The following is a 17,371-nucleotide window of genomic DNA, read 5'->3' as shown; positions in this document are numbered from 1 at the left end:
ATAGGTAAATGAAACAAATTGTTTTGGTGAGGCATGGTAAATCCTCATGGGAATATTCCGTAAATGATAAGGACCGCCCCTTATTGCCAAGGGGCATTGCCGATGGTCATTTGGTGGTTGAGGCTTTTGATAGGACGGGGATATTGCCTGACGTGATTTTTTCGAGTCCGGCCATTAGGGCCATGCACACCTGTCTTATTTTTTTAAGAAAACTTGAGTATCCTTTGGGTCAATTTGGGATTTCCAACGAGCTCTACGATTTTTCGGGGGATGAGGTTATGCGGTTTATTAAGAAAATGGATAACTCCCTTAATACGGTCATGTTATTTGGACATAACCACGCTTTTACCCATCTTGCAAATAGCTTGGGTAGTCAATACATAGACAACGTTCCCACTAGCGGTTTGGTTCATATGACCTTTGAAATCGATAATTGGAATGACGTTGGATCGGGAATTACATCGAATATTATTTTCCCTAAACACTTAAAATAATGATAAAGCTTAAGAATCAATATATAAACCGGGAAATTAGCTGGTTGAGTTTTAATGAAAGGGTGCTGCAGGAAAGTGCGGATAAAAATGTACCACTGATTGAGCGTCTTCGTTTTGTAGGTATTTTTTCCAATAATTTGGATGAGTTCTTTAAAGTGCGTTACGCCACAGTAAAACGTATTGTCCAAGCGGGCAAAACCGGAAAAAGTGAATTAGGGGGGCAAACCGCAAAGGACCTATTGGCCGAAATAACCAATGTTGTTATCAAGCAACAGGAAAAGAGTCTCAATATATTAAAGCAGATACGAAAGGAACTTGAGGCCCAGAATATTTTTCAGATTGATGAGACCCATGTAAGTGAGGCGCATGAAGAATTCATAAAATCATATTTCACCCAAAAGGTGAGTCCGGTACTCATGACGATTATTTTGAATGACCTTACCGAATTCCCAACTTTGAAGGACACCGCAGCATACCTTGCTGTGAAAATGGTATTGATTCCAGAAGAGGGAGAGGCAAAAGGTACAAAGAATGTCAAATATGCCCTTATTGAAATTCCGAAAGGAATAGATCGCTTTGTGGTTTTGCCAAAAATCGACAATAAGGATTATATTATTATTCTTGATGATTTGATCCGGTATTCTCTGCGGAATATCTTTACCATGTTTTCTTTTGAATCGATTACGGCACATATGATAAAGATAACCCGGGATGCGGAGTTGGATATCGATAGCGATCTAAGTAAAAGTTTTATTGAGAAGATTTCATTGAGTGTCGAAGGTCGAAAAATCAGTGATCCCGTTCGTTTTGTGTATGATAATAGGATTGGTAAGGACACGTTACAGTTTCTTAAGGAAAAAATGGATATTGAGGACATTGACAGTGTGATTCCAGGCGGGCGTTATCATAACCGTCGTGATTATATGGGGTTCCCAAGTCTGGGCAGGGAGGATTTAATGTATGGGAAAATAACGCCCCTTCCAGTAAAAGGCCTCAGTATGGAAGGTAGTCTTTTTGAAAGGATAGCCAAAAAGGACTATTTGCAATATACGCCCTACCACACCTTTTCATATGTAATCAAATTTTTGCGGGAAGCTGCCTTGGATCCCAAGGTCCGGAGTATAAAAATTACGGTGTACCGCCTTGCGGCCGACTCCCAAGTGGCGGCATCATTGGTCAATGCTGTTAAAAATGGCAAGCAAGTAACCATGCAGATCGAATTGAGGGCACGTTTTGATGAACAGGCCAACATAGAATATGCAGAACAATTACAGGCAGAAGGCGTGAAACTTATCTTTGGGGTTCCAGGGTTAAAAGTACATAGTAAAATATGCGTGATTGAAAGGGAAGAAGAAAATGGGATAAAACGATATGGCTTTATAAGTACAGGTAATTTTAATGAAGCAACAGCCCGAATATATACCGATTATACCCTTTTTACAGCCCATGCCCCTATTTTAAGGGAGTTGAACAAGGTGTTCGATTTCTTTGATACACCTTATAAAATAAACAAGTACAAGCATCTGGTGGTGTCTCCACATTATACCAAGTCCTATTTTATAAAATTGATCGACGACGAAATTGCCAATGCGAAGGCGGGAAAAGAAGCGTATATTAAAATAAAGATGAACAGTTTAACATCCTATAAAATGGTTGACAAACTGTATGAGGCGAGTAATGCAGGGGTGAAAATACAATTGATTATAAGGGGGATCTGTTGTTTGGTTCCCGGAGTCAAGGGCATGAGCGAGAATATTGAGGCCATCAGTGTGGTGGATAAATTTCTGGAGCATCCCAGGGTTTTCATTTTTGCCCATGAAGATGGTCCCAAGGTTTTTATCTCCTCGGCCGATTGGATGACCCGTAATTTAATGAATAGGGTAGAAGTAGGTTGTCCTATTTATGACGAGGATATCAAACAGGAATTGATCGATGCCTTTGAGATCTGTTGGAGCGATAATGTGAAGGCCCGTATCTTTTCCGAAAAACAGGACAATGCCTATCGAAAGAACAACAAACCCAAAGTGCGTTCCCAATTTGCGCTGTACGATTATTATGCAGAAAAGTTTAATTCTTAATTTACTAGCTATTGAAAGTTCGAAAATTCGCAGCCATCGACATAGGGTCGAATGCCATAAGGTTGCTCATTAATAATGTAATAGAGGAAAAAGGTAAAAAGACCGTATTCACCAAAAGTGAGTTGGTGCGTGTGCCTGTCCGGCTCGGGGAAGATTCGTTTACCGTTGGGGAAATCTCGGAAGACAATGCTGAGCGAATCATAAAATCAATGAAGGCATTTCAATTGTTGATGGAGGTTAATCGGGTTGAAAAATATATGGCCTGTGCAACTTCTGCCATGCGGGAGGCCAATAATGGCATGGAAATCATTCAGAAAATCCATAAGGAGGCGGGTATTAAGATTGAATTGATAGATGGTAAGCGTGAGGCTGAAATTATTGCGTCCACGGATTTGAAACAACTCATACAAAAAGACCAAGCATACCTTTATATCGATGTTGGTGGGGGAAGCACGGAATTTACGGTTTTTAACGAAGGCATGATAAAAACATCAAAATCCTTTAAATTGGGGACGGTACGTTTGCTGAACAATATGGTAGGTGAGGCCACTTGGAAAAAACTACAGGATTGGGTTAAGTTGAATACTTCCGATACCGAAAAAATTACGATTATTGGTTCTGGGGGCAACATCAATAAGCTTCATAAAATGTCGGGAAGAAAAGAAGGGGAGCATTTATCCTACGTTTGGTTGAATGCGCAATATAATTTTTTGAACAGCCTGAGTTATGAGGATAGGATTTCGGAATTGGGACTCAATACCGATAGGGCCGATGTAATCATTCCGGCAACACGTATCTTTTTGATGGCGGCCAAATGGAGTGGGGCCAAAAAAATCCATGTACCGAAAATCGGACTTTCAGATGGTATCATAAAAAGTCTATATTATACCAATATAGAATAATCCGGGGGTAGGTTATGATTTCCTATCCGTGAACCGTTTCCTTGGTGCCAAGATCTTTCATGATTTTGGCTTCGTATTCCAAAAGGTCTTGCCATTTTTGGTTTACTTCCTCCAGGTTGCCATATTGACGGGCAAATTTTAGGAACATGGTATAATGGCCAGCTTCACTGACCATAAGTTTATGGTAGAATGCCGCCAAATCCTTATCCTGAAGTTCCTCGGATAACAAGCGAAAGCGCTCACAGCTTCTTGCCTCAATTAGGGCAGCATATAATAATCGATGTATCAATTGGTTGGTGCGGCTTCCTCCCTTTGGAAAGAATTTCATCAATTCAACCACATAGAGGTCCTTTCTATCGCGTCCCAAGGTTTGTCCCCTTGCGATAATGCGATCGTGAACCATTTTGAAATGTCCCATTTCTTCCCGCGAAAGGGCAACCATTTCTTGTATAAGCTCAGTGTACTCCGGAAAGGAAACTATCAGGGAGATGGCCGTGCTGGCAGCCTTCTGTTCACAATAGGCATGGTCGGTAAGGATTTCATCAATGTTCTTTTCAACAATATTGACCCATCTTGGGTCTGTGGGTAGTTTAAGGCCAAGCATATTTTCTGTTTATGTTTTTCAAAAATAACAGGAATGCCATCCGTTTCAAAATATGGGCGCTATATTTATCCTATGAAAATGTGCTTTAATTTTCTGGGATGGCTATTTGTTGTCTTATTTTCAATCTCGGCCATGTTGCAATACAACGATCCAGATCCTTTCCTTTGGATGGTCATTTATGGTTTGGCGATGTTGGTTACCCTTGGTTTTCTCTTTAAGAAGGTACCATCATGGTTGCCTTTTGTTTTGGGTGTGTTGGGCCTTTTTGGATTTTTTTATGTGTTACCTGAAAAGTTTGAAGGATTTGTGATTGGTTAAGGTGATATAAAGAACATTGAGGAAGCTCGGGAAGCTTTTGGCCTATTGATCATTGCTGTTGTAATGTTCGTCCTGGCGTTACGAATCAGGTTTGGGAATAGATCAGAGGTCTAAATCGAAGGTTCTTCGAAGGATGTCTATGGCTGGGTTTTTCTCCCGGAGCTTTTCGTATTTTTCTTCTGGGGTAAATGCGAATTTTTTTGCAACCTCTTCATTGACCGTTATCTTTAGGTTGATAAAGTAATTATTCAGGTTGGTTCGTAAATATTCCATAAGATCAAACTGCTCCCTTTCTATCTCTTTTTTCATGGTGCCATTGGGTAGTTCTATCCAAATGGTGTGGTCATTCAAGAGTTTGGGAACATCGGTATGAAGATTGGATGCCAATATTTTTCTGCCGTCACTTTCCATTTTATTCACAAAATCCATCCAATGCTTTTGCATCTCCTCCTCACTAAAGGCATCCCTCGGTAATTTGCTTTCATCAATAACATCCTCCTTCTTGTTTAATTGATGCTCTTTTTTAGCTTTTAAACTGGATAGCGAGAGTCCGGAAACACGCTTTTTATGTGCTCCGATGGTAATGTTCAAAGGCTTGCTCTCCTTGGTTGTCTCCAGTGCTGGTGGTTCTGGGGCACTCGTAGTCAATTCGGGAGCAGGGACGGAAGCTTCCTCCTTGTCAGTCTCAATTTTAGGGACTTCCACATCCTTCTCAGGAGCGTCTATCTGCTTTTCAACTAGTGGTTCGGTGCTTTTTTCGATCCCCGGCTGATTGGTATTTGCCGGTGATACCGGGAAATTATTCCTGTAAAATGCTGAGGGGGCAATAAATTCAATGGTACTATCGGCTAAGGCGACGGATTCAGGGTTTTTTTTTTCAGCTCCAAAGTCAATGGACGCTAATTTCATAAGTGAAAGCTCAACCAAAAGTCTTTGGTTTTTACTGGTTTTGTACTTTAGGTCGCAGTCATTGGCAATGTTCAGCGCCTGTAATAAAAAGACATTTGAGGTTAGCTTGGATTGTTCCAAATAATTCTTTTTGGCGGTATCCCCGACTTCCAATAATTCAATGGTCTCTTCGTGCCTACAAACCATAAGGTCCCTGAAATGGGAAGCTAGGCCCGAAATAAAATGGTGACCATCAAAACCTAAAGCCAATGTTTTATTGAATAGGAGCAATAAACCGGGTATATCGTGTTTTAAAATACAATCGGTAGCAGTGAAATAGGTGTCGTAATCAAGGACATTCAAATTTTCGGTCACCGCTTTCCTGGTCAGGTTTTTTCCGGCGAAACTTACCACCCTATCAAAAATGGAAAGTGCATCACGCATGGCTCCATCGGCCTTTTGGGCAATGATGTGCAGTGCATCATCATCAGCTTCGATTCCTTGGTTCTCTGCAATATATTTTAAGTACGATGCGGCATCCTTAACCGTAATACGTTTAAAGTCGAATATTTGGCATCGGGAAAGGATTGTAGGGATGATCTTATGCTTTTCCGTCGTTGCCAAAATAAATATGGCATGTTTAGGGGGCTCTTCCAAGGTTTTTAAGAACGCATTGAAGGCTGACTGGGAAAGCATGTGTACCTCATCAATAATATACACTTTGTATTTGCCCACTTGGGGAGGAATACGGACTTGATCGATAAGGTTCCTGATATCGTCTACGGAATTGTTCGACGCGGCATCCAATTCAAAGATATTGAATGCAAAGTCCTCATCCTCGCGTTCCGTACCATCTTGGTTGATTTGTTTGGCCAATATACGGGCACAGGTTGTCTTACCTACCCCTCGAGGTCCACAGAACAATAAGGCTTGGGCCAAATGGTTGTTCTCAATGGCATTGAGCAAGGTATTGGTTATCGCCTGTTGCCCAACGACATCCTTGAATGTCTGTGGTCTATATTTACGTGCTGATACAATAAATGGCTCCAATTCGTTTCTCTTTAAAGGTATTAGGTATAAGCCTCTGCTTATTTACAAATATAGAAATAGCGAGGATTATAGCCGTTTATTTAAGATGGATTAAACACTTTTTTATCAACAATTGAACTAAATTTGCAGTTAGCAGGTCACCTTATCGCCCTGATGATAAATATCAGGGAGGAAAGTCCGGACACCATAGTGCAGTATAGCGGGTAACACCCGTCTCCCGTTAAAGCGGGACGGACAAGTGCAACAGAAAGTATGTACAGGTAATGCTGTAGTGAAACCAGGTAAACTCTATACGGTGAAACGTCATGTAAATCAGTGTTCGAGGGCTGCACGCCCGAGCTGAAGGGTAGGCGGTTAGAGCCTTTGGGCAACCAAAGGTCCAGATAAATGATAAGGGCATATTGGACTTTGTTGGGAGTGATTTTGATGTAAGTTCAGTATGAACAGAATCCGGCTTATGACCTGCTTTTTTTAATGAGACAGCATTTTCTTGTGGAAAATGCGTTGTCGAATTAATCCTGACGTTTAAAGTCAGGGTCTTTTTCATCTAGCTTATTATTTTTGACAGCATTTTCTGGGCCATGACCCATTGTTGTGTTTGTGCAAGGATCAATGTCAATCCGGAAAGGAAAAATTCTATAATATTCACACTCTTGAACGGGGTACTAGAGAAGGAACGGCCTATTTTTGATTTCGTTTTAAATCAAGTGGTTTCCGCAATGGGCGGGGGAAGCCGTCCATAGAGCATTTCACTTTAGTGAAAGCGGCCTGGACGGTGTGGCCAGTGGGTTTATTTGCTTTCCTCAATATGGGTATCAATAAAGTAGCCAGGCTGCGGCTGGCTCCTATAAACCAAGGTATGCGATACCTTAATTTTTCAGCCCTGTTTCTTTTTTATTCATCGGCATGTCTATTGTTTTTTAACGGTATTCATGAATGCTGTGCATTTGAGGCAATGCAAAAAAGAACAGAACACGAACTTCGGGATAGTGTATGCTTTCTTTTTCTAATTCACACCCAACTTTTGGGATTGATCCATTTTCTGGGGTCATGACCCATTGATGTGTTTATGCAAAGATCAATGTCAATCTGGAAAGGAAGAATGCTATAATATTCACACTCTTGAACGGGGTACTAGAGAAGGAACGGCCTATTTTTGATTTCGTTTTAAATCAAGTGGTTTCCGCAATGGGCGGGGGAAGCCGTCCATAGAGCATTTCACTTTAGTGAAAGCGGCCTGGACGGTGTGGCCGCGGAAAGTGCGTGGATTTAAAGAAATTCAAAATCAGCCTAGCGTTTTTTGTTTCTTTTTTGGGCAATGCAAAAAAGAACAGAACACGAACTTTGGGATATTTTATGCTTTCTTTTTCTAATTCACACCCAACTTTTGGGATTGATCCATTTTCTGTAGAAAAATGCGCAGGTAAATTAACCAAAGTACCCCGACTTAAGGGTTTAAAAAGGGAGTTGGAAAGTGCTATAGTGAATGTGGTCTACTGTTCAAAAAAGCTAAAAGTACTTCCCCCATACCTCCGTTGGTTGGTGAATTGATCCAATTGTGAAAGATCGGTATGTTTTGAATGTTCAATGATCAGTACCCCATTTTTATTTAGGAGATCATTTTTGAATACCAATTCAGGTATTTTGGCAAATTCCTCAACAGTGAAATCGTAGGGTGGGTCGGCGAAAATGATATCGGCCTTAAAGAATGTTTTGCCTAAAAATTGAAAAACGTCACTTTTAACTGTTGAGATTCCAAAATCGAGTTCCTTTGAGATTTTCTCAATATATTTTATGCAGCCATAATCGGTGTCCACTGCAACAATATCGGTGGAACCCCTTGAGGCAAATTCGAAACTGATATTACCGGTGCCGGCAAACAGGTCCAAAAAGGTGGTATCTTCAAAATAGTAGTTATTGTTCAAAATATTGAAAAGGGCTTCCTTGGCCATATCGGTCGTAGGGCGAACCGGCAACCTTTTGGGAGCTATCAATCTTTTTCCTTTATGTGTTCCAGAGATAATCCGCATTATAAGGCGCTGATTACGGTGAAATCTATACTGTCTTGGGTTGTTTCTGCCATGGGATACGCGCTTACCGAGGGTATAAAAATAGTGATGTCCTTTACATAGTGATAACACAGTTTGAAAATTTCATCATCTTCCTCAATAGAGCCGAAAAGCTTGAGTTTTGTTGTTTCCGTTTCCAGTCCCAATTGTTCCATTGTGAATAGTAGATAGTAGATGAAATCCTCTTTTGAGGTAAAGGTAAAGCTGTTGTGGAGCAGTAGTTTTTTTTGGGAAATAATGGTAATACTCATTTGTTGACCATCGACATGCGTGTAACAAACAGGTTCTTTGCTGTTTCCCGAATTATTCAATAAAGCCTCGACCAAAACGGTACCATTGTGCTTGTATTCAAATTCCCCAAACAATTCAAAAACATAATTGTTGATGTTCATAAAAGGGACATATACATTGACCATATCGTAGTTCTCCAATAGGTCATAGGCCATATGGTCGTTAGCCAGAATTTTAGCGTTCAATTTCAAATAGTTGGCCAGTTCCTTTTCATCGAAGAGGGGCTTGGGTACAAAACTGAAAAGACCGTTGCTGTGTACCACGATTACTTCGGAAAAAGTTGCACGGTCGATTTCGTGCGTTTCCAAAAGGTTTTTTAGATTTTCCTGCAGCTCGTAAGGAGTTTGTGTTCGGTCAAAAATTTGCCTATCGGATTTGGTGATCGTATTGGAAATAGTATCCAAAACACAAAAAGAAAGTCCATTCAAGCTAACTTGAATGGACAGTTTGTTAAATTTTTCCAATGCGATATCGCCAGTATTAAAGATCTTCTTTTTTGTCATAGATTGGAGGCCAGTTACCACTCGTACTCACTTGATCCAATGATCCTACTCTTATCACATCACCATTTACTTCCTCAACACTTATTTGGGCGTTTTCACGAGTCAATAAATCTTTGGGTTGATCGTATAGTACGACGCTCTTTTTGACTTTGGCTTCAAAAACCGGTGCTTTATAACCGCCTTTGTCAATAATTGCGGACTTCATCTCAAATTTCTCCGCATTCGGAGCATAAGGTACATCCATCAAGCTTTTGTAACGATCATCATTTTTGAATAATGAATCCTTTACAGAAACAAATCCTAAAGTATCGATAATCTTGATTTCTTTTAAAAGTTCAATACCATAGGTTTTGTCCATCTGCATATAAGATGAATCCCTTTGTTGGGTAATGGTATATTTTCCAGTGTCCACAAAGCTAATAAGACTTTTGAAATCGTTTGCATACGTTCCATTCGCCGTTTTATAGGCTTCCTGCGCATTACGAATGTCTTTTAACTTGGCGACAACTTTCGCAAAACGTTCTTGCTTCACCTTTTTGAATTCGATAGGTCCTGTTACAGAGTTATAAATAAGGTATGCAAATCCGATACAGGCAATCCAAAGTACAATTTGTATTATGGTCTTCATTTCTTACGTGTTAATTTTTATTTAGTGGTTAACACAAATCTACAATTTTTTTAGAAACCGCCTAATATTTTATTGCTGTAATTATACACGAATTTTAATTTAAATGTGACGGACAAGTAGTTAGGTCTAGGCTGAATAAATCAGGTACTTGGTATAGCTTTTGAATTAGTGCTCCCAAGGAAGTGTTTAGGGTGTTCCTTTTTCAATTTCCAATTAGAATAATAGGGCAAAGGTGTATTTGACCAATAATCATGTTTATCTTTGTTTTCTATGAAAGTCCTTACAGCTTCTTCTTTTTTTATGACCCTTAAGGAAAAATTTCCGCATGAGCCAACTTTAAAACAGTCGGTTGCCCTACAGCAATTGTCAAGTTATGTACTTTCCAAAGAGAAAGAGCAATTGTTCTTGCTAAAGGGGTTTGCGGGTACGGGCAAGACCACTATCGTTGGGACTTTGGTAAGTAACCTTTGGCGTACGACCATGAAGTCTGTCTTAATGGCCCCGACGGGAAGGGCGGCCAAGGTAATGTCCAATTATGCCAATACACAGTCCTATACGATCCACCGTAAAATATATTTCCCCAAAAAACAATCGGGGGGAGGGGTGCAATTTGTTTTGGCTCCCAATAAGCACAGGGATACCATTTTTATTGTCGACGAAGCCTCAATGATCCCTGATACCCCGGCAGACTCCAAGCTTTTTGAAAATGGATCCCTTTTGGATGATTTAATGATGTTCGTTTATTCGGGCCATAATTGCAAATTGATTTTGATTGGGGATACCGCACAGTTACCACCGGTTCACCTTGATCTAAGTCCAGCCTTGGATGAAGGGAAATTGGAACTGAATTATAATAAGGAAGTAACCAAGATCGAGTTGGATGAAGTGGTGCGTCAAGCTGAGGATTCGGGTATTTTGGTGAATGCCACCCTTCTTAGGGAGGAACTGGAAGGTAGTTTTTTTGATGGATTCAAGTTTGATGTCAATGGCTATACCGATATTGTCCGTTTGGTCGATGGTTATGAAATACAGGAAGCCATTGATACGTCGTATTCGGAAAACGGGAAGGAAGAAACAGCTATTATCGTACGTTCCAACAAGCGGGCCAACCTATATAATGAAAACATCCGTAATCGAATTCTTTATTTGGAAAATGATCTGGCCGTTGGGGATTATATGATGGTCGTGAAGAATAATTACTTTTGGTTGAAACCTACTTCGGAAGCTGGATTTATTGCCAATGGAGATATTATAGAGGTGCTCGAGATTTTTGCGATCAAGGAGCTGTATGGCTTCAAATTTGCAGAGGTTACGGTGAAAATGGTCGATTATCCAAATCAACAGCCCTTTGAGACTGTATTGTTGCTCGATACCATAAAAGCGGAAACCCCATCGTTATCTTATGAAGACGGGAATCGGCTGTATCAGGAAGTAATGAAGGACTATGCCCATGAAACATCAAAGTATAAGAAGTTCCTCGGAGTAAAGAACAATAAGTATTTCAATGCCTTGCAGGTGAAGTTTTCCTATGCGATAACGTGTCATAAGTCGCAAGGGGGGCAATGGAACACCGTTTTTGTGGAGCAACCCTATTTGCCCAATGGTGTTGATAAGGAATATCTGCGTTGGCTGTATACCGCAGTCACCAGAGCCAAGAAAAAATTGTATCTCATAGGCTTTAAGTCCGATTTTTTTGTTGATACGGAATAACCTATTTTAGTACAAAGTATAAAAATGAACTCTGAAACCATCATCAGTATTTTCTTGGGTATAGGACTGGCCGCTTCTGTTGGTTTTCGCATTTTTCTGCCATTGTTCGCATTGAGCCTGGCCTCTTATTTCGGGGTCTGGGAATTAAATGACAATTGGCAATGGATAGGAAGCATCGCAGCGTTAATAACCTTAGGGGTAGCCACTTTGGCTGAAATATTCGGCTATTTTATTCCTTGGGTAGATAATTTATTAGATAGTATTGCCATACCTTTGGCGGCCATCGCAGGAACAGCGGTGATGGTATCAACGGTGGCCAATTTGGATCCCGTGGTTACTTGGTCCTTGGCAATAATCGCCGGGGGTGGTACCGCCACGGCGATTAAGGGAGCTGGTGCTTCTACCCGTCTGGCATCGACAGCCACAACTGGTGGAATAGCAAATCCATTGGTGTCAACTGTCGAAACAGGAACTGCGGTAGTGGTTACGGCAGCTTCGATTTTTGCCCCCATATTGGCGGCTTTTTTGGTCGTGGCAATTTTGGTATTCATCTTTGCGATATACCGTAAACTAAGGCCAAGGAAAAAATCATAATCAATCAACTAAATAGGAAAGAGTGAAAATTATCGCCATGATTCCCGCACGTTATGCGGCTTCGAGATTCCCTGCTAAGTTAATGCAGGATCTATCAGGAAAACCGGTCATACTTCGAACGTATGAGGCGGCCATTAATACGCAATTGTTCGATGAAGTTTATGTCGTTACCGATAGTGATGTCATTTACGACACGATAACCAATGCCGGAGGAAATGCAATTATGAGTATAGAGGAGCATGATTGTGGTAGTGACCGTATTGCGGAGGCCGTCGCGGATATGGATGTCGATATCATTGTCAATGTACAAGGGGATGAACCTTTTACGGATCGTGAAAGTTTGGCAAGTGTTTTGCAGGTGTTTGAGGATGATACCGATGCCGAAATCGATTTGGCCTCACTTATGGTGAAAATCAATGATTGGGACGAAATTAAGAATCCGAACACGGTAAAGGTTATTGTTGATAATCGTAATTTTGCTATCTATTTTTCGAGATCCCCAATACCTTATCCTCGAGATACCAGTATTACGGATATCTATTATAAACACAAAGGGATTTATGCTTTTCGGAAGAGGGCCATAATGGATTTTCACCGATTGCCGATGATGCCCTTGGAAGCCAAGGAAAAAATAGAGGCCATAAGGTATTTGGAGTATGGCAAAAAAATAAAAATGGTAGAAACCAAGGTTACAGGTATCGAAATCGATACCCCCGAAGATTTGAAAAAGGCCCAGGCTGCATGGAAGTAGATTTCAAGAACATAAAAGTGATCGGTTTCGATGCCGATGATACGCTATGGGTGAACGAAACATACTTTCGCGATACCGAAGAACTTTTTGCTGATTTGCTAGAGGGTTTTGAGACCAAGAATAAAATTGACCAGGAACTTTTTAAAAAGGAGATGGACAATTTGGAACTCTACGGGTATGGAATTAAAGGGTTTATGCTTTCCATGATTGAATCGGCCCTGGAATTGTCAAATAATCGGGTTTCACAAGCAACGATTCATAAAATCCTGAATCTTGGAAAGGATATGATAGCCCATCCAGTGGAATTATTGGATGGTGTTAAGGATGTTCTAAAGGCATTGAGCGGTAAATATCGATTGATCGTTTTGACCAAAGGGGATTTGTTGGACCAGGAGCGAAAGCTTGAAAGGTCTGGACTCTCTGAATATTTTCACCATGTCGAGGTGTTAAGCGATAAGAAAGAAGCCAATTATAAGAATCTTTTGGAACATCTTGAAATAGAGGTTGATGAATTTTTAATGATCGGGAATTCCCTCAAATCAGATGTATTACCGATACTGAATATTGGGGCCAAAGCAGTACATGTCCCTTTTCATACTACCTGGCAACATGAGCAGGTGTCGATTGAAAAGGATGATTATAAATATTTGAAAATAAATAGTTTAAGGGATATTCTAGACTATTTGAATTAGTGTTATGGAGTTAAAGAACAATAGTGTAGTAGCAGAAGATACTTTACCGATGCAAAAAGAGCGATATAGGAACTTTCCTATGGTACCTCGCGTGGTATTTGGCAAAGGTTGTTTTGATCAATTGGGGACTATATTAATGGTCAAACGGTTAAATTCAGAAGCTCCATTCATTTTTTTGGTTGACGATGTTTTTGAAGGTAAGGCATTGGTAGCGCGCATACCGGCTATATGCAATGATCGTATTATTTTTATTTCAGCTGACGAGGAGCCTAAGACCAATCAGGTAGATGCCCTTGTAGAAAAAATTAAAACTGATTTTCAGGAAGCTCCGTCCGGTATCGTCGGTATTGGTGGGGGAACGGTAATGGATCTGTCCAAGGCCGTTGCCATAATGATGAATAATGAGGGGAGTGCCGCGAAATACCAGGGGTGGGATTTGGTGAACAAACCATCGGTATATCATGTAGGTATCCCTACCATTAGTGGAACAGGGGCCGAGGTTTCACGAACCACCGTTCTCTTGGGTCCAGAAAAGAAACTAGGGATTAATTCCGATTTCACAACCTTTGATCAAGTGGTTTTAGATCCTGATTTGACCAAAGGGGTTTCAAAAGATCAATGGTTTTATACAGGTATGGATTGTTTTATCCACTGTGTGGAATCCTTGAATGGCACTTATTTGAACGCCTTCAGTCAAAGTTATGGAGAGAAGGCTTTTCAGCTTTGTAAGGAAGTATTCCTTGAGGGGTTGTCCGAAGATGATGCTAGGGATAAATTAATGATGGCCTCTTGGCATGGGGGTATGAGTATCGCCTATTCCCAAGTTGGGGTTGCACATGCCATGAGTTACGGACTTTCATATCTCTTGGGTGTAAAACATGGTATAGGGAATTGCCTTGTTTTCCAACATTTGGAAGAGTTCTATCCAAAAGATGTGATCTTGTTCAAGATAATGCAGGAAAAACATGGCATTCATTTACCTAAGGGAGTGTGCGCCAATTTAAGTGATGATGAATTCGATACGATGATCACTGTCGCTATGGGCATGGAACCTTTATGGGAAAATGCATTGGGAAAAGAGTGGAGAAAGACCATTACTCCCGCCAAATTGAAATCGATCTACGAAAAGATCTAAGCCTAAAAAATGCATACACTCGCAAAATTTATTTACTTCAAGTTACTCGGTTGGAAAATCATCGGGAAATTTCCCGATTTAAAGAAATGTATGCTGGTCGTTGTGCCCCATACCAGTTGGGTCGACTTTTTTCTAGGACTCCTGATTCGAAGGGTGATAAATAAGGATATGAGCTTTATTGCTAAAAAAAGTCTGTTTAAACCTCCTTTTGGATGGTATTTCAGGTGGATGGGTGGAGCGCCCATAGATCGCTCAAAAAGCAGTGATACCGTATCGGCTATTGCCCAAATATTTGAAGAAAAGGAAGTTTTTAGATTAGCACTCTCACCGGAAGGTACCCGTAAAAAAGTCGATCAATGGAAAACAGGGTTCTATTATATTGCCAAAGCCGCGAACGTGCCCATTGTTTTGGTTGCCTTTGATTATGGTCGAAAGCAAATAAAATTCTCACAGCCTTATACCCCCACGGAAAATAGTGAAGCGGATTTTAAGATTTATAAGGAGTTCTTCAAAGGTGTTGTGGGCAAAAAACCTGAACTGTCATAAGGATTCTTATTCCTCCATGGTATGATATACATTTTGTACATCATCGTCTTCTTCGATTTTTTCCAATAATTTTTCAACGTCGGCGACTTCCTCTTCACTAAGTTTTTTAGTCACTTGTGGAATACGCTCAAATCCCGAGGATAAAATCTCTATTTCTTTGTGTTCCAGTTCTTTTTGAATGGCCCCGAAACTTTCAAAAGGGGCGTAGATCAAAATACCATCATCGTCGACGAAAACCTCTTCCGCGCCAAAATCGATCATTTCAAGTTCAAGTTCCTCAGGGTCGATTCCTTCAGCATCTATTCTAAAATTGCAGGTATGGTCGAACATGAATTCAACAGAACCCGATGTACCTAGACTACCGTTACATTTATTAAAATAACTACGGATGTTCGCTACGGTCCTTGTATTGTTGTCCGTTGCCGTTTCAATCAATATGGCGATACCATGGGGGGCATACCCCTCGAAAAGCACCTCTTTATAATCACCGAGACTTTTATCGGTGGCCCTTTTGATGGCCCTCTCGATATTGTCCTTGGGCATATTCACGGATTTGGCATTCTGTATAACCGCTCTAAGCCTTGAATTTGAATCAGGATCGGGACCACCTTCCTTTACGGCCATTACAATGTCTTTCCCAATACGTGTAAACGCCTTGGACATCGCGGACCATCTTTTCATTTTACGTGCCTTCCTGAATTCAAAAGCTCTTCCCATAATTTGTGATGTATATTGTTAAACGGCTGTAAATTTAAGAAAATTTACAAAGTAATGGCCCATAAAGCAATCCAAGAATGACGAGAAGAACATGTTCTTTTCCAAATTTTCAAAGGAGTCTTTATGAATTATGGATTCAGGGATTTCAACGATTGGTGAAAGTCCTTGTGCATCAGCCTGTTTTGGTTGGTAGGGACCCCAGTGGCCAACGAGCGTTATTCACTATCAATAATCCCCTCAATACTTTGTGCCAATTGAAAATCTTTTTGGGTTACTCCGTTGGCATCATGGGTGTTCAGCCGAATGTTGAGGGTGTTGTATACATTGCTCCAGTTAGGATGGTGGTTTTGGGCCTCGCATTCAAAGGCAATGCGGGTCATGATGGAAAAGGTTTCTTTAAAGTTCTTGAACTCAAAAGTGGTTTCGATGGCACCATCGATATATTCCCAGCCCTCTAGTTCCTGTAGTTTTTGTTGAATTTCTGTTTCACTTAGCTTTATCATGGTTCTGGTTTTGACCAAAGTTATAAAACCATACGCTTAAAGTGCGACCTTATATCGAAATATGATGATCTATGATTTCTTGGTACGTGGTTTGGAGGTTTTTGGGGAGTTTATTGGTTTTGGCCAAAACAGCCAGATAACGATCGTCGTTGGTGGTGTAAACCCTTTTAAAGATAGGGTTGAATTTACCGATACGTTCAACAACTTCCTTGATGAAGTCTTCATGGTGTACCAGATCCTTACTCCCTAAATGATAAATACCACTTTTGTTTTGGTTGATCAAATAATGGATTTGTTGGGTCAATTTATCATCATGGGTGACATTCATGATTAAATTGGGAAAGACTTCAATGGGTTCATTACCCCAAATAAGGTTCTTTATTTCCTTTATACGGGGCGAAGAGTTGCCAAAGACCATGGGGACCCTAAGGATGGCCATCTTGTCGCTTGGCAAGCGCATCATCATGTTCTCGATTTTTATCTTAAGCCTACCATAAATACTTTCCGAAAGCGTTTTGTCATTTTCGTATGAGGGATATTTGCTGTAAGCATCAAATACATTGGCCGATGATATAAAGATCAACCTACAATTGTTTTCAGCCACGTATTCCACCAAATGTTGGTGCGCCTGTATTTGGGAGGCAAAATTTCCACGTACGGCGGAAATGACGATTTGTGGACGTATCTTTTCTAAAACCGGGAAGATATCATCGGCTTCCAGGTCGTATTTAATAAACTGCTGGTTGCCCTCAAATGATCTTCTAGCGGAATTATAAGTGCCATAGGTGTCAAAATAGGAACGCAGCTCCCTGTAAATGGCGTTACCTATAAAACCACTTGCCCCCAATATCAATATTTTTTTTCCTCCTTCCACCATCAAACAGCATTCCTTGGCTTA

General features: G+C 40.6%; 18 protein-coding genes and 1 other RNA gene. 11 read left to right on the top strand and 8 right to left on the bottom strand.

Features of this window, described 5'->3' with window-relative positions; genetic code table 11:
- Positions 1 to 8: 8 nt before the first annotated feature.
- Genes HPE56_RS13795 through HPE56_RS13785 form a run of 3 tightly spaced genes read left to right on the top strand, consistent with a single transcriptional unit; the run spans position 9 to position 3,474 of the window.
- Positions 9 to 494 carry a SixA phosphatase family protein gene (locus tag HPE56_RS13795; RefSeq protein ID WP_188244343.1) on the top strand — a complete coding sequence of 162 codons (486 nt, stop codon included), beginning with the start codon at positions 9 to 11 and terminating at the stop codon, positions 492 to 494.
- Positions 494 to 2,572, top strand: coding sequence for a polyphosphate kinase 1 (ppk1, locus tag HPE56_RS13790; protein ID WP_188244342.1), 2,079 nt, complete (start codon positions 494 to 496; stop codon positions 2,570 to 2,572). The genes HPE56_RS13795 and ppk1 overlap by 1 nt, the downstream gene beginning before the upstream one ends.
- Positions 2,573 to 2,583: 11 nt before the next feature.
- Positions 2,584 to 3,474, top strand: coding sequence for a Ppx/GppA phosphatase family protein (locus HPE56_RS13785; RefSeq protein ID WP_188244341.1), 891 nt, complete (start codon positions 2,584 to 2,586; stop codon positions 3,472 to 3,474).
- 22 nt (positions 3,475 to 3,496) lie between these two features.
- Here the strand turns inward: HPE56_RS13785 and miaE are convergent, their stop codons facing one another.
- On the bottom strand, positions 3,497 to 4,078 hold the full coding sequence (gene miaE / locus HPE56_RS13780; protein WP_188244340.1) for a tRNA-(ms[2]io[6]A)-hydroxylase: 582 nt from the start codon (positions 4,076 to 4,078) through the stop codon (positions 3,497 to 3,499).
- Between the two features lie 33 nt (positions 4,079 to 4,111).
- On the opposite strand from miaE, the gene HPE56_RS13775 reads away from it, so the two are divergent.
- Positions 4,112 to 4,396, top strand: a complete 285-nt coding sequence (locus tag HPE56_RS13775; protein WP_188244339.1) for a transmembrane 220 family protein — start codon at positions 4,112 to 4,114, stop codon at positions 4,394 to 4,396.
- Between the two features lie 102 nt (positions 4,397 to 4,498).
- On the opposite strand, the gene HPE56_RS13770 is transcribed toward HPE56_RS13775, so the two are convergent.
- Complete coding sequence (locus HPE56_RS13770) at positions 4,499 to 6,334, bottom strand: DNA polymerase III subunit gamma/tau (RefSeq protein ID WP_188244338.1); 1,836 nt, start codon at positions 6,332 to 6,334, stop codon at positions 4,499 to 4,501.
- Between the two features lie 129 nt (positions 6,335 to 6,463).
- Here HPE56_RS13770 and rnpB point away from each other — a divergent pair.
- An RNA gene (gene rnpB, locus HPE56_RS13765) (RNase P RNA component class A) lies at positions 6,464 to 6,807 on the top strand.
- A gap of 1,020 nt (positions 6,808 to 7,827) precedes the next feature.
- On the opposite strand, the gene HPE56_RS13760 is transcribed toward rnpB, so the two are convergent.
- The 3 genes from HPE56_RS13760 to HPE56_RS13750 are packed head-to-tail and all read right to left on the bottom strand — an operon-like array spanning position 7,828 to position 9,825.
- Entirely contained in the window at positions 7,828 to 8,364 is a 537-nt protein-coding gene (locus HPE56_RS13760; protein ID WP_188244337.1) for an RsmD family RNA methyltransferase, read from the bottom strand.
- Positions 8,364 to 9,197 (bottom strand): DUF3822 family protein, encoded by an 834-nt coding sequence (locus tag HPE56_RS13755; RefSeq protein WP_188244336.1) that lies wholly within the window; start codon positions 9,195 to 9,197, stop codon positions 8,364 to 8,366. Before HPE56_RS13755 ends, HPE56_RS13760 begins: the two co-directional genes overlap by 1 nt.
- Positions 9,175 to 9,825, bottom strand: coding sequence for a hypothetical protein (locus HPE56_RS13750; RefSeq protein WP_188244335.1), 651 nt, complete (start codon positions 9,823 to 9,825; stop codon positions 9,175 to 9,177). The genes HPE56_RS13755 and HPE56_RS13750 overlap by 23 nt, the downstream gene beginning before the upstream one ends.
- Positions 9,826 to 10,095: 270 nt before the next feature.
- On the opposite strand from HPE56_RS13750, the gene HPE56_RS13745 reads away from it, so the two are divergent.
- Genes HPE56_RS13745 through HPE56_RS13720 form a run of 6 tightly spaced genes read left to right on the top strand, consistent with a single transcriptional unit; the run spans position 10,096 to position 15,253 of the window.
- Positions 10,096 to 11,535 (top strand): ATP-dependent DNA helicase, encoded by a 1,440-nt coding sequence (locus HPE56_RS13745; RefSeq protein ID WP_188244334.1) that lies wholly within the window; start codon positions 10,096 to 10,098, stop codon positions 11,533 to 11,535.
- Positions 11,536 to 11,559: 24 nt separating this feature from the next.
- Positions 11,560 to 12,129: a DUF4126 domain-containing protein gene (locus HPE56_RS13740; protein WP_188244333.1), complete on the top strand. Its 570-nt coding sequence runs from the start codon at positions 11,560 to 11,562 to the stop codon at positions 12,127 to 12,129.
- Between the two features lie 37 nt (positions 12,130 to 12,166).
- On the top strand, positions 12,167 to 12,880 hold the full coding sequence (gene kdsB, locus HPE56_RS13735) for a 3-deoxy-manno-octulosonate cytidylyltransferase (RefSeq protein WP_188244504.1): 714 nt from the start codon (positions 12,167 to 12,169) through the stop codon (positions 12,878 to 12,880).
- Positions 12,871 to 13,572: an HAD family hydrolase gene (locus HPE56_RS13730; protein WP_188244332.1), complete on the top strand. Its 702-nt coding sequence runs from the start codon at positions 12,871 to 12,873 to the stop codon at positions 13,570 to 13,572. The genes kdsB and HPE56_RS13730 overlap by 10 nt, the downstream gene beginning before the upstream one ends.
- Before the next feature lie 4 nt (positions 13,573 to 13,576).
- Positions 13,577 to 14,707 (top strand): iron-containing alcohol dehydrogenase family protein, encoded by a 1,131-nt coding sequence (locus tag HPE56_RS13725; RefSeq protein WP_188244331.1) that lies wholly within the window; start codon positions 13,577 to 13,579, stop codon positions 14,705 to 14,707.
- A 9-nt stretch (positions 14,708 to 14,716) separates the two neighbouring features.
- Positions 14,717 to 15,253: a 1-acyl-sn-glycerol-3-phosphate acyltransferase gene (locus HPE56_RS13720; RefSeq protein ID WP_188244330.1), complete on the top strand. Its 537-nt coding sequence runs from the start codon at positions 14,717 to 14,719 to the stop codon at positions 15,251 to 15,253.
- Positions 15,254 to 15,259: 6 nt separating this feature from the next.
- Here HPE56_RS13720 and HPE56_RS13715 read toward each other — a convergent pair whose 3' ends face one another.
- From HPE56_RS13715 to HPE56_RS13705, 3 genes are all read right to left on the bottom strand, one after another.
- The gene (locus HPE56_RS13715; protein ID WP_188244329.1) at positions 15,260 to 15,970 is read right to left on the bottom strand and encodes a YebC/PmpR family DNA-binding transcriptional regulator; all 711 of its coding nucleotides are present in this window, start codon (positions 15,968 to 15,970) and stop codon (positions 15,260 to 15,262) included.
- Positions 15,971 to 16,185: 215 nt separating this feature from the next.
- Positions 16,186 to 16,473 carry a 4a-hydroxytetrahydrobiopterin dehydratase gene (locus HPE56_RS13710; RefSeq protein WP_188244328.1) on the bottom strand — a complete coding sequence of 96 codons (288 nt, stop codon included), beginning with the start codon at positions 16,471 to 16,473 and terminating at the stop codon, positions 16,186 to 16,188.
- 49 nt (positions 16,474 to 16,522) lie between these two features.
- Positions 16,523 to 17,350 (bottom strand): sugar nucleotide-binding protein, encoded by an 828-nt coding sequence (locus HPE56_RS13705; RefSeq protein WP_188244327.1) that lies wholly within the window; start codon positions 17,348 to 17,350, stop codon positions 16,523 to 16,525.
- Between the last annotated feature and the right edge of the window lie 21 nt (positions 17,351 to 17,371).

Source organism: Maribacter aquimaris, from assembly GCF_014596745.1.
GTDB classification, from domain to species: domain Bacteria; phylum Bacteroidota; class Bacteroidia; order Flavobacteriales; family Flavobacteriaceae; genus Maribacter_A; species Maribacter_A aquimaris.
This window is presented reverse-complemented; position numbering and strand designations above follow the sequence as displayed.

What these genes read in the sequence shown, in the direction of transcription:
- HPE56_RS13745 (WP_188244334.1), top strand. Translation starts at nt 10,096, where the DNA reads ATGAAAGTCCTTACAGCTTCTTCTTTTTTTATGACCCTTAAGGAAAAA.
- HPE56_RS13760 (WP_188244337.1), bottom strand. Translation starts at nt 8,364, where the DNA reads ATGCGGATTATCTCTGGAACACATAAAGGAAAAAGATTGATAGCTCCC.
- HPE56_RS13705 (WP_188244327.1), bottom strand. Translation starts at nt 17,350, where the DNA reads ATGGTGGAAGGAGGAAAAAAAATATTGATATTGGGGGCAAGTGGTTTT.
- HPE56_RS13755 (WP_188244336.1), bottom strand. Translation starts at nt 9,197, where the DNA reads ATGACAAAAAAGAAGATCTTTAATACTGGCGATATCGCATTGGAAAAA.
- HPE56_RS13730 (WP_188244332.1), top strand. Translation starts at nt 12,871, where the DNA reads ATGGAAGTAGATTTCAAGAACATAAAAGTGATCGGTTTCGATGCCGAT.
- HPE56_RS13710 (WP_188244328.1), bottom strand. Translation starts at nt 16,473, where the DNA reads ATGATAAAGCTAAGTGAAACAGAAATTCAACAAAAACTACAGGAACTA.
- miaE (WP_188244340.1), bottom strand. Translation starts at nt 4,078, where the DNA reads ATGCTTGGCCTTAAACTACCCACAGACCCAAGATGGGTCAATATTGTT.
- ppk1 (WP_188244342.1), top strand. Translation starts at nt 494, where the DNA reads ATGATAAAGCTTAAGAATCAATATATAAACCGGGAAATTAGCTGGTTG.
- HPE56_RS13750 (WP_188244335.1), bottom strand. Translation starts at nt 9,825, where the DNA reads ATGAAGACCATAATACAAATTGTACTTTGGATTGCCTGTATCGGATTT.
- HPE56_RS13720 (WP_188244330.1), top strand. Translation starts at nt 14,717, where the DNA reads ATGCATACACTCGCAAAATTTATTTACTTCAAGTTACTCGGTTGGAAA.
- HPE56_RS13795 (WP_188244343.1), top strand. Translation starts at nt 9, where the DNA reads ATGAAACAAATTGTTTTGGTGAGGCATGGTAAATCCTCATGGGAATAT.
- HPE56_RS13740 (WP_188244333.1), top strand. Translation starts at nt 11,560, where the DNA reads ATGAACTCTGAAACCATCATCAGTATTTTCTTGGGTATAGGACTGGCC.
- kdsB (WP_188244504.1), top strand. Translation starts at nt 12,167, where the DNA reads ATGATTCCCGCACGTTATGCGGCTTCGAGATTCCCTGCTAAGTTAATG.
- HPE56_RS13725 (WP_188244331.1), top strand. Translation starts at nt 13,577, where the DNA reads ATGGAGTTAAAGAACAATAGTGTAGTAGCAGAAGATACTTTACCGATG.
- HPE56_RS13715 (WP_188244329.1), bottom strand. Translation starts at nt 15,970, where the DNA reads ATGGGAAGAGCTTTTGAATTCAGGAAGGCACGTAAAATGAAAAGATGG.
- HPE56_RS13775 (WP_188244339.1), top strand. Translation starts at nt 4,112, where the DNA reads ATGCCATCCGTTTCAAAATATGGGCGCTATATTTATCCTATGAAAATG.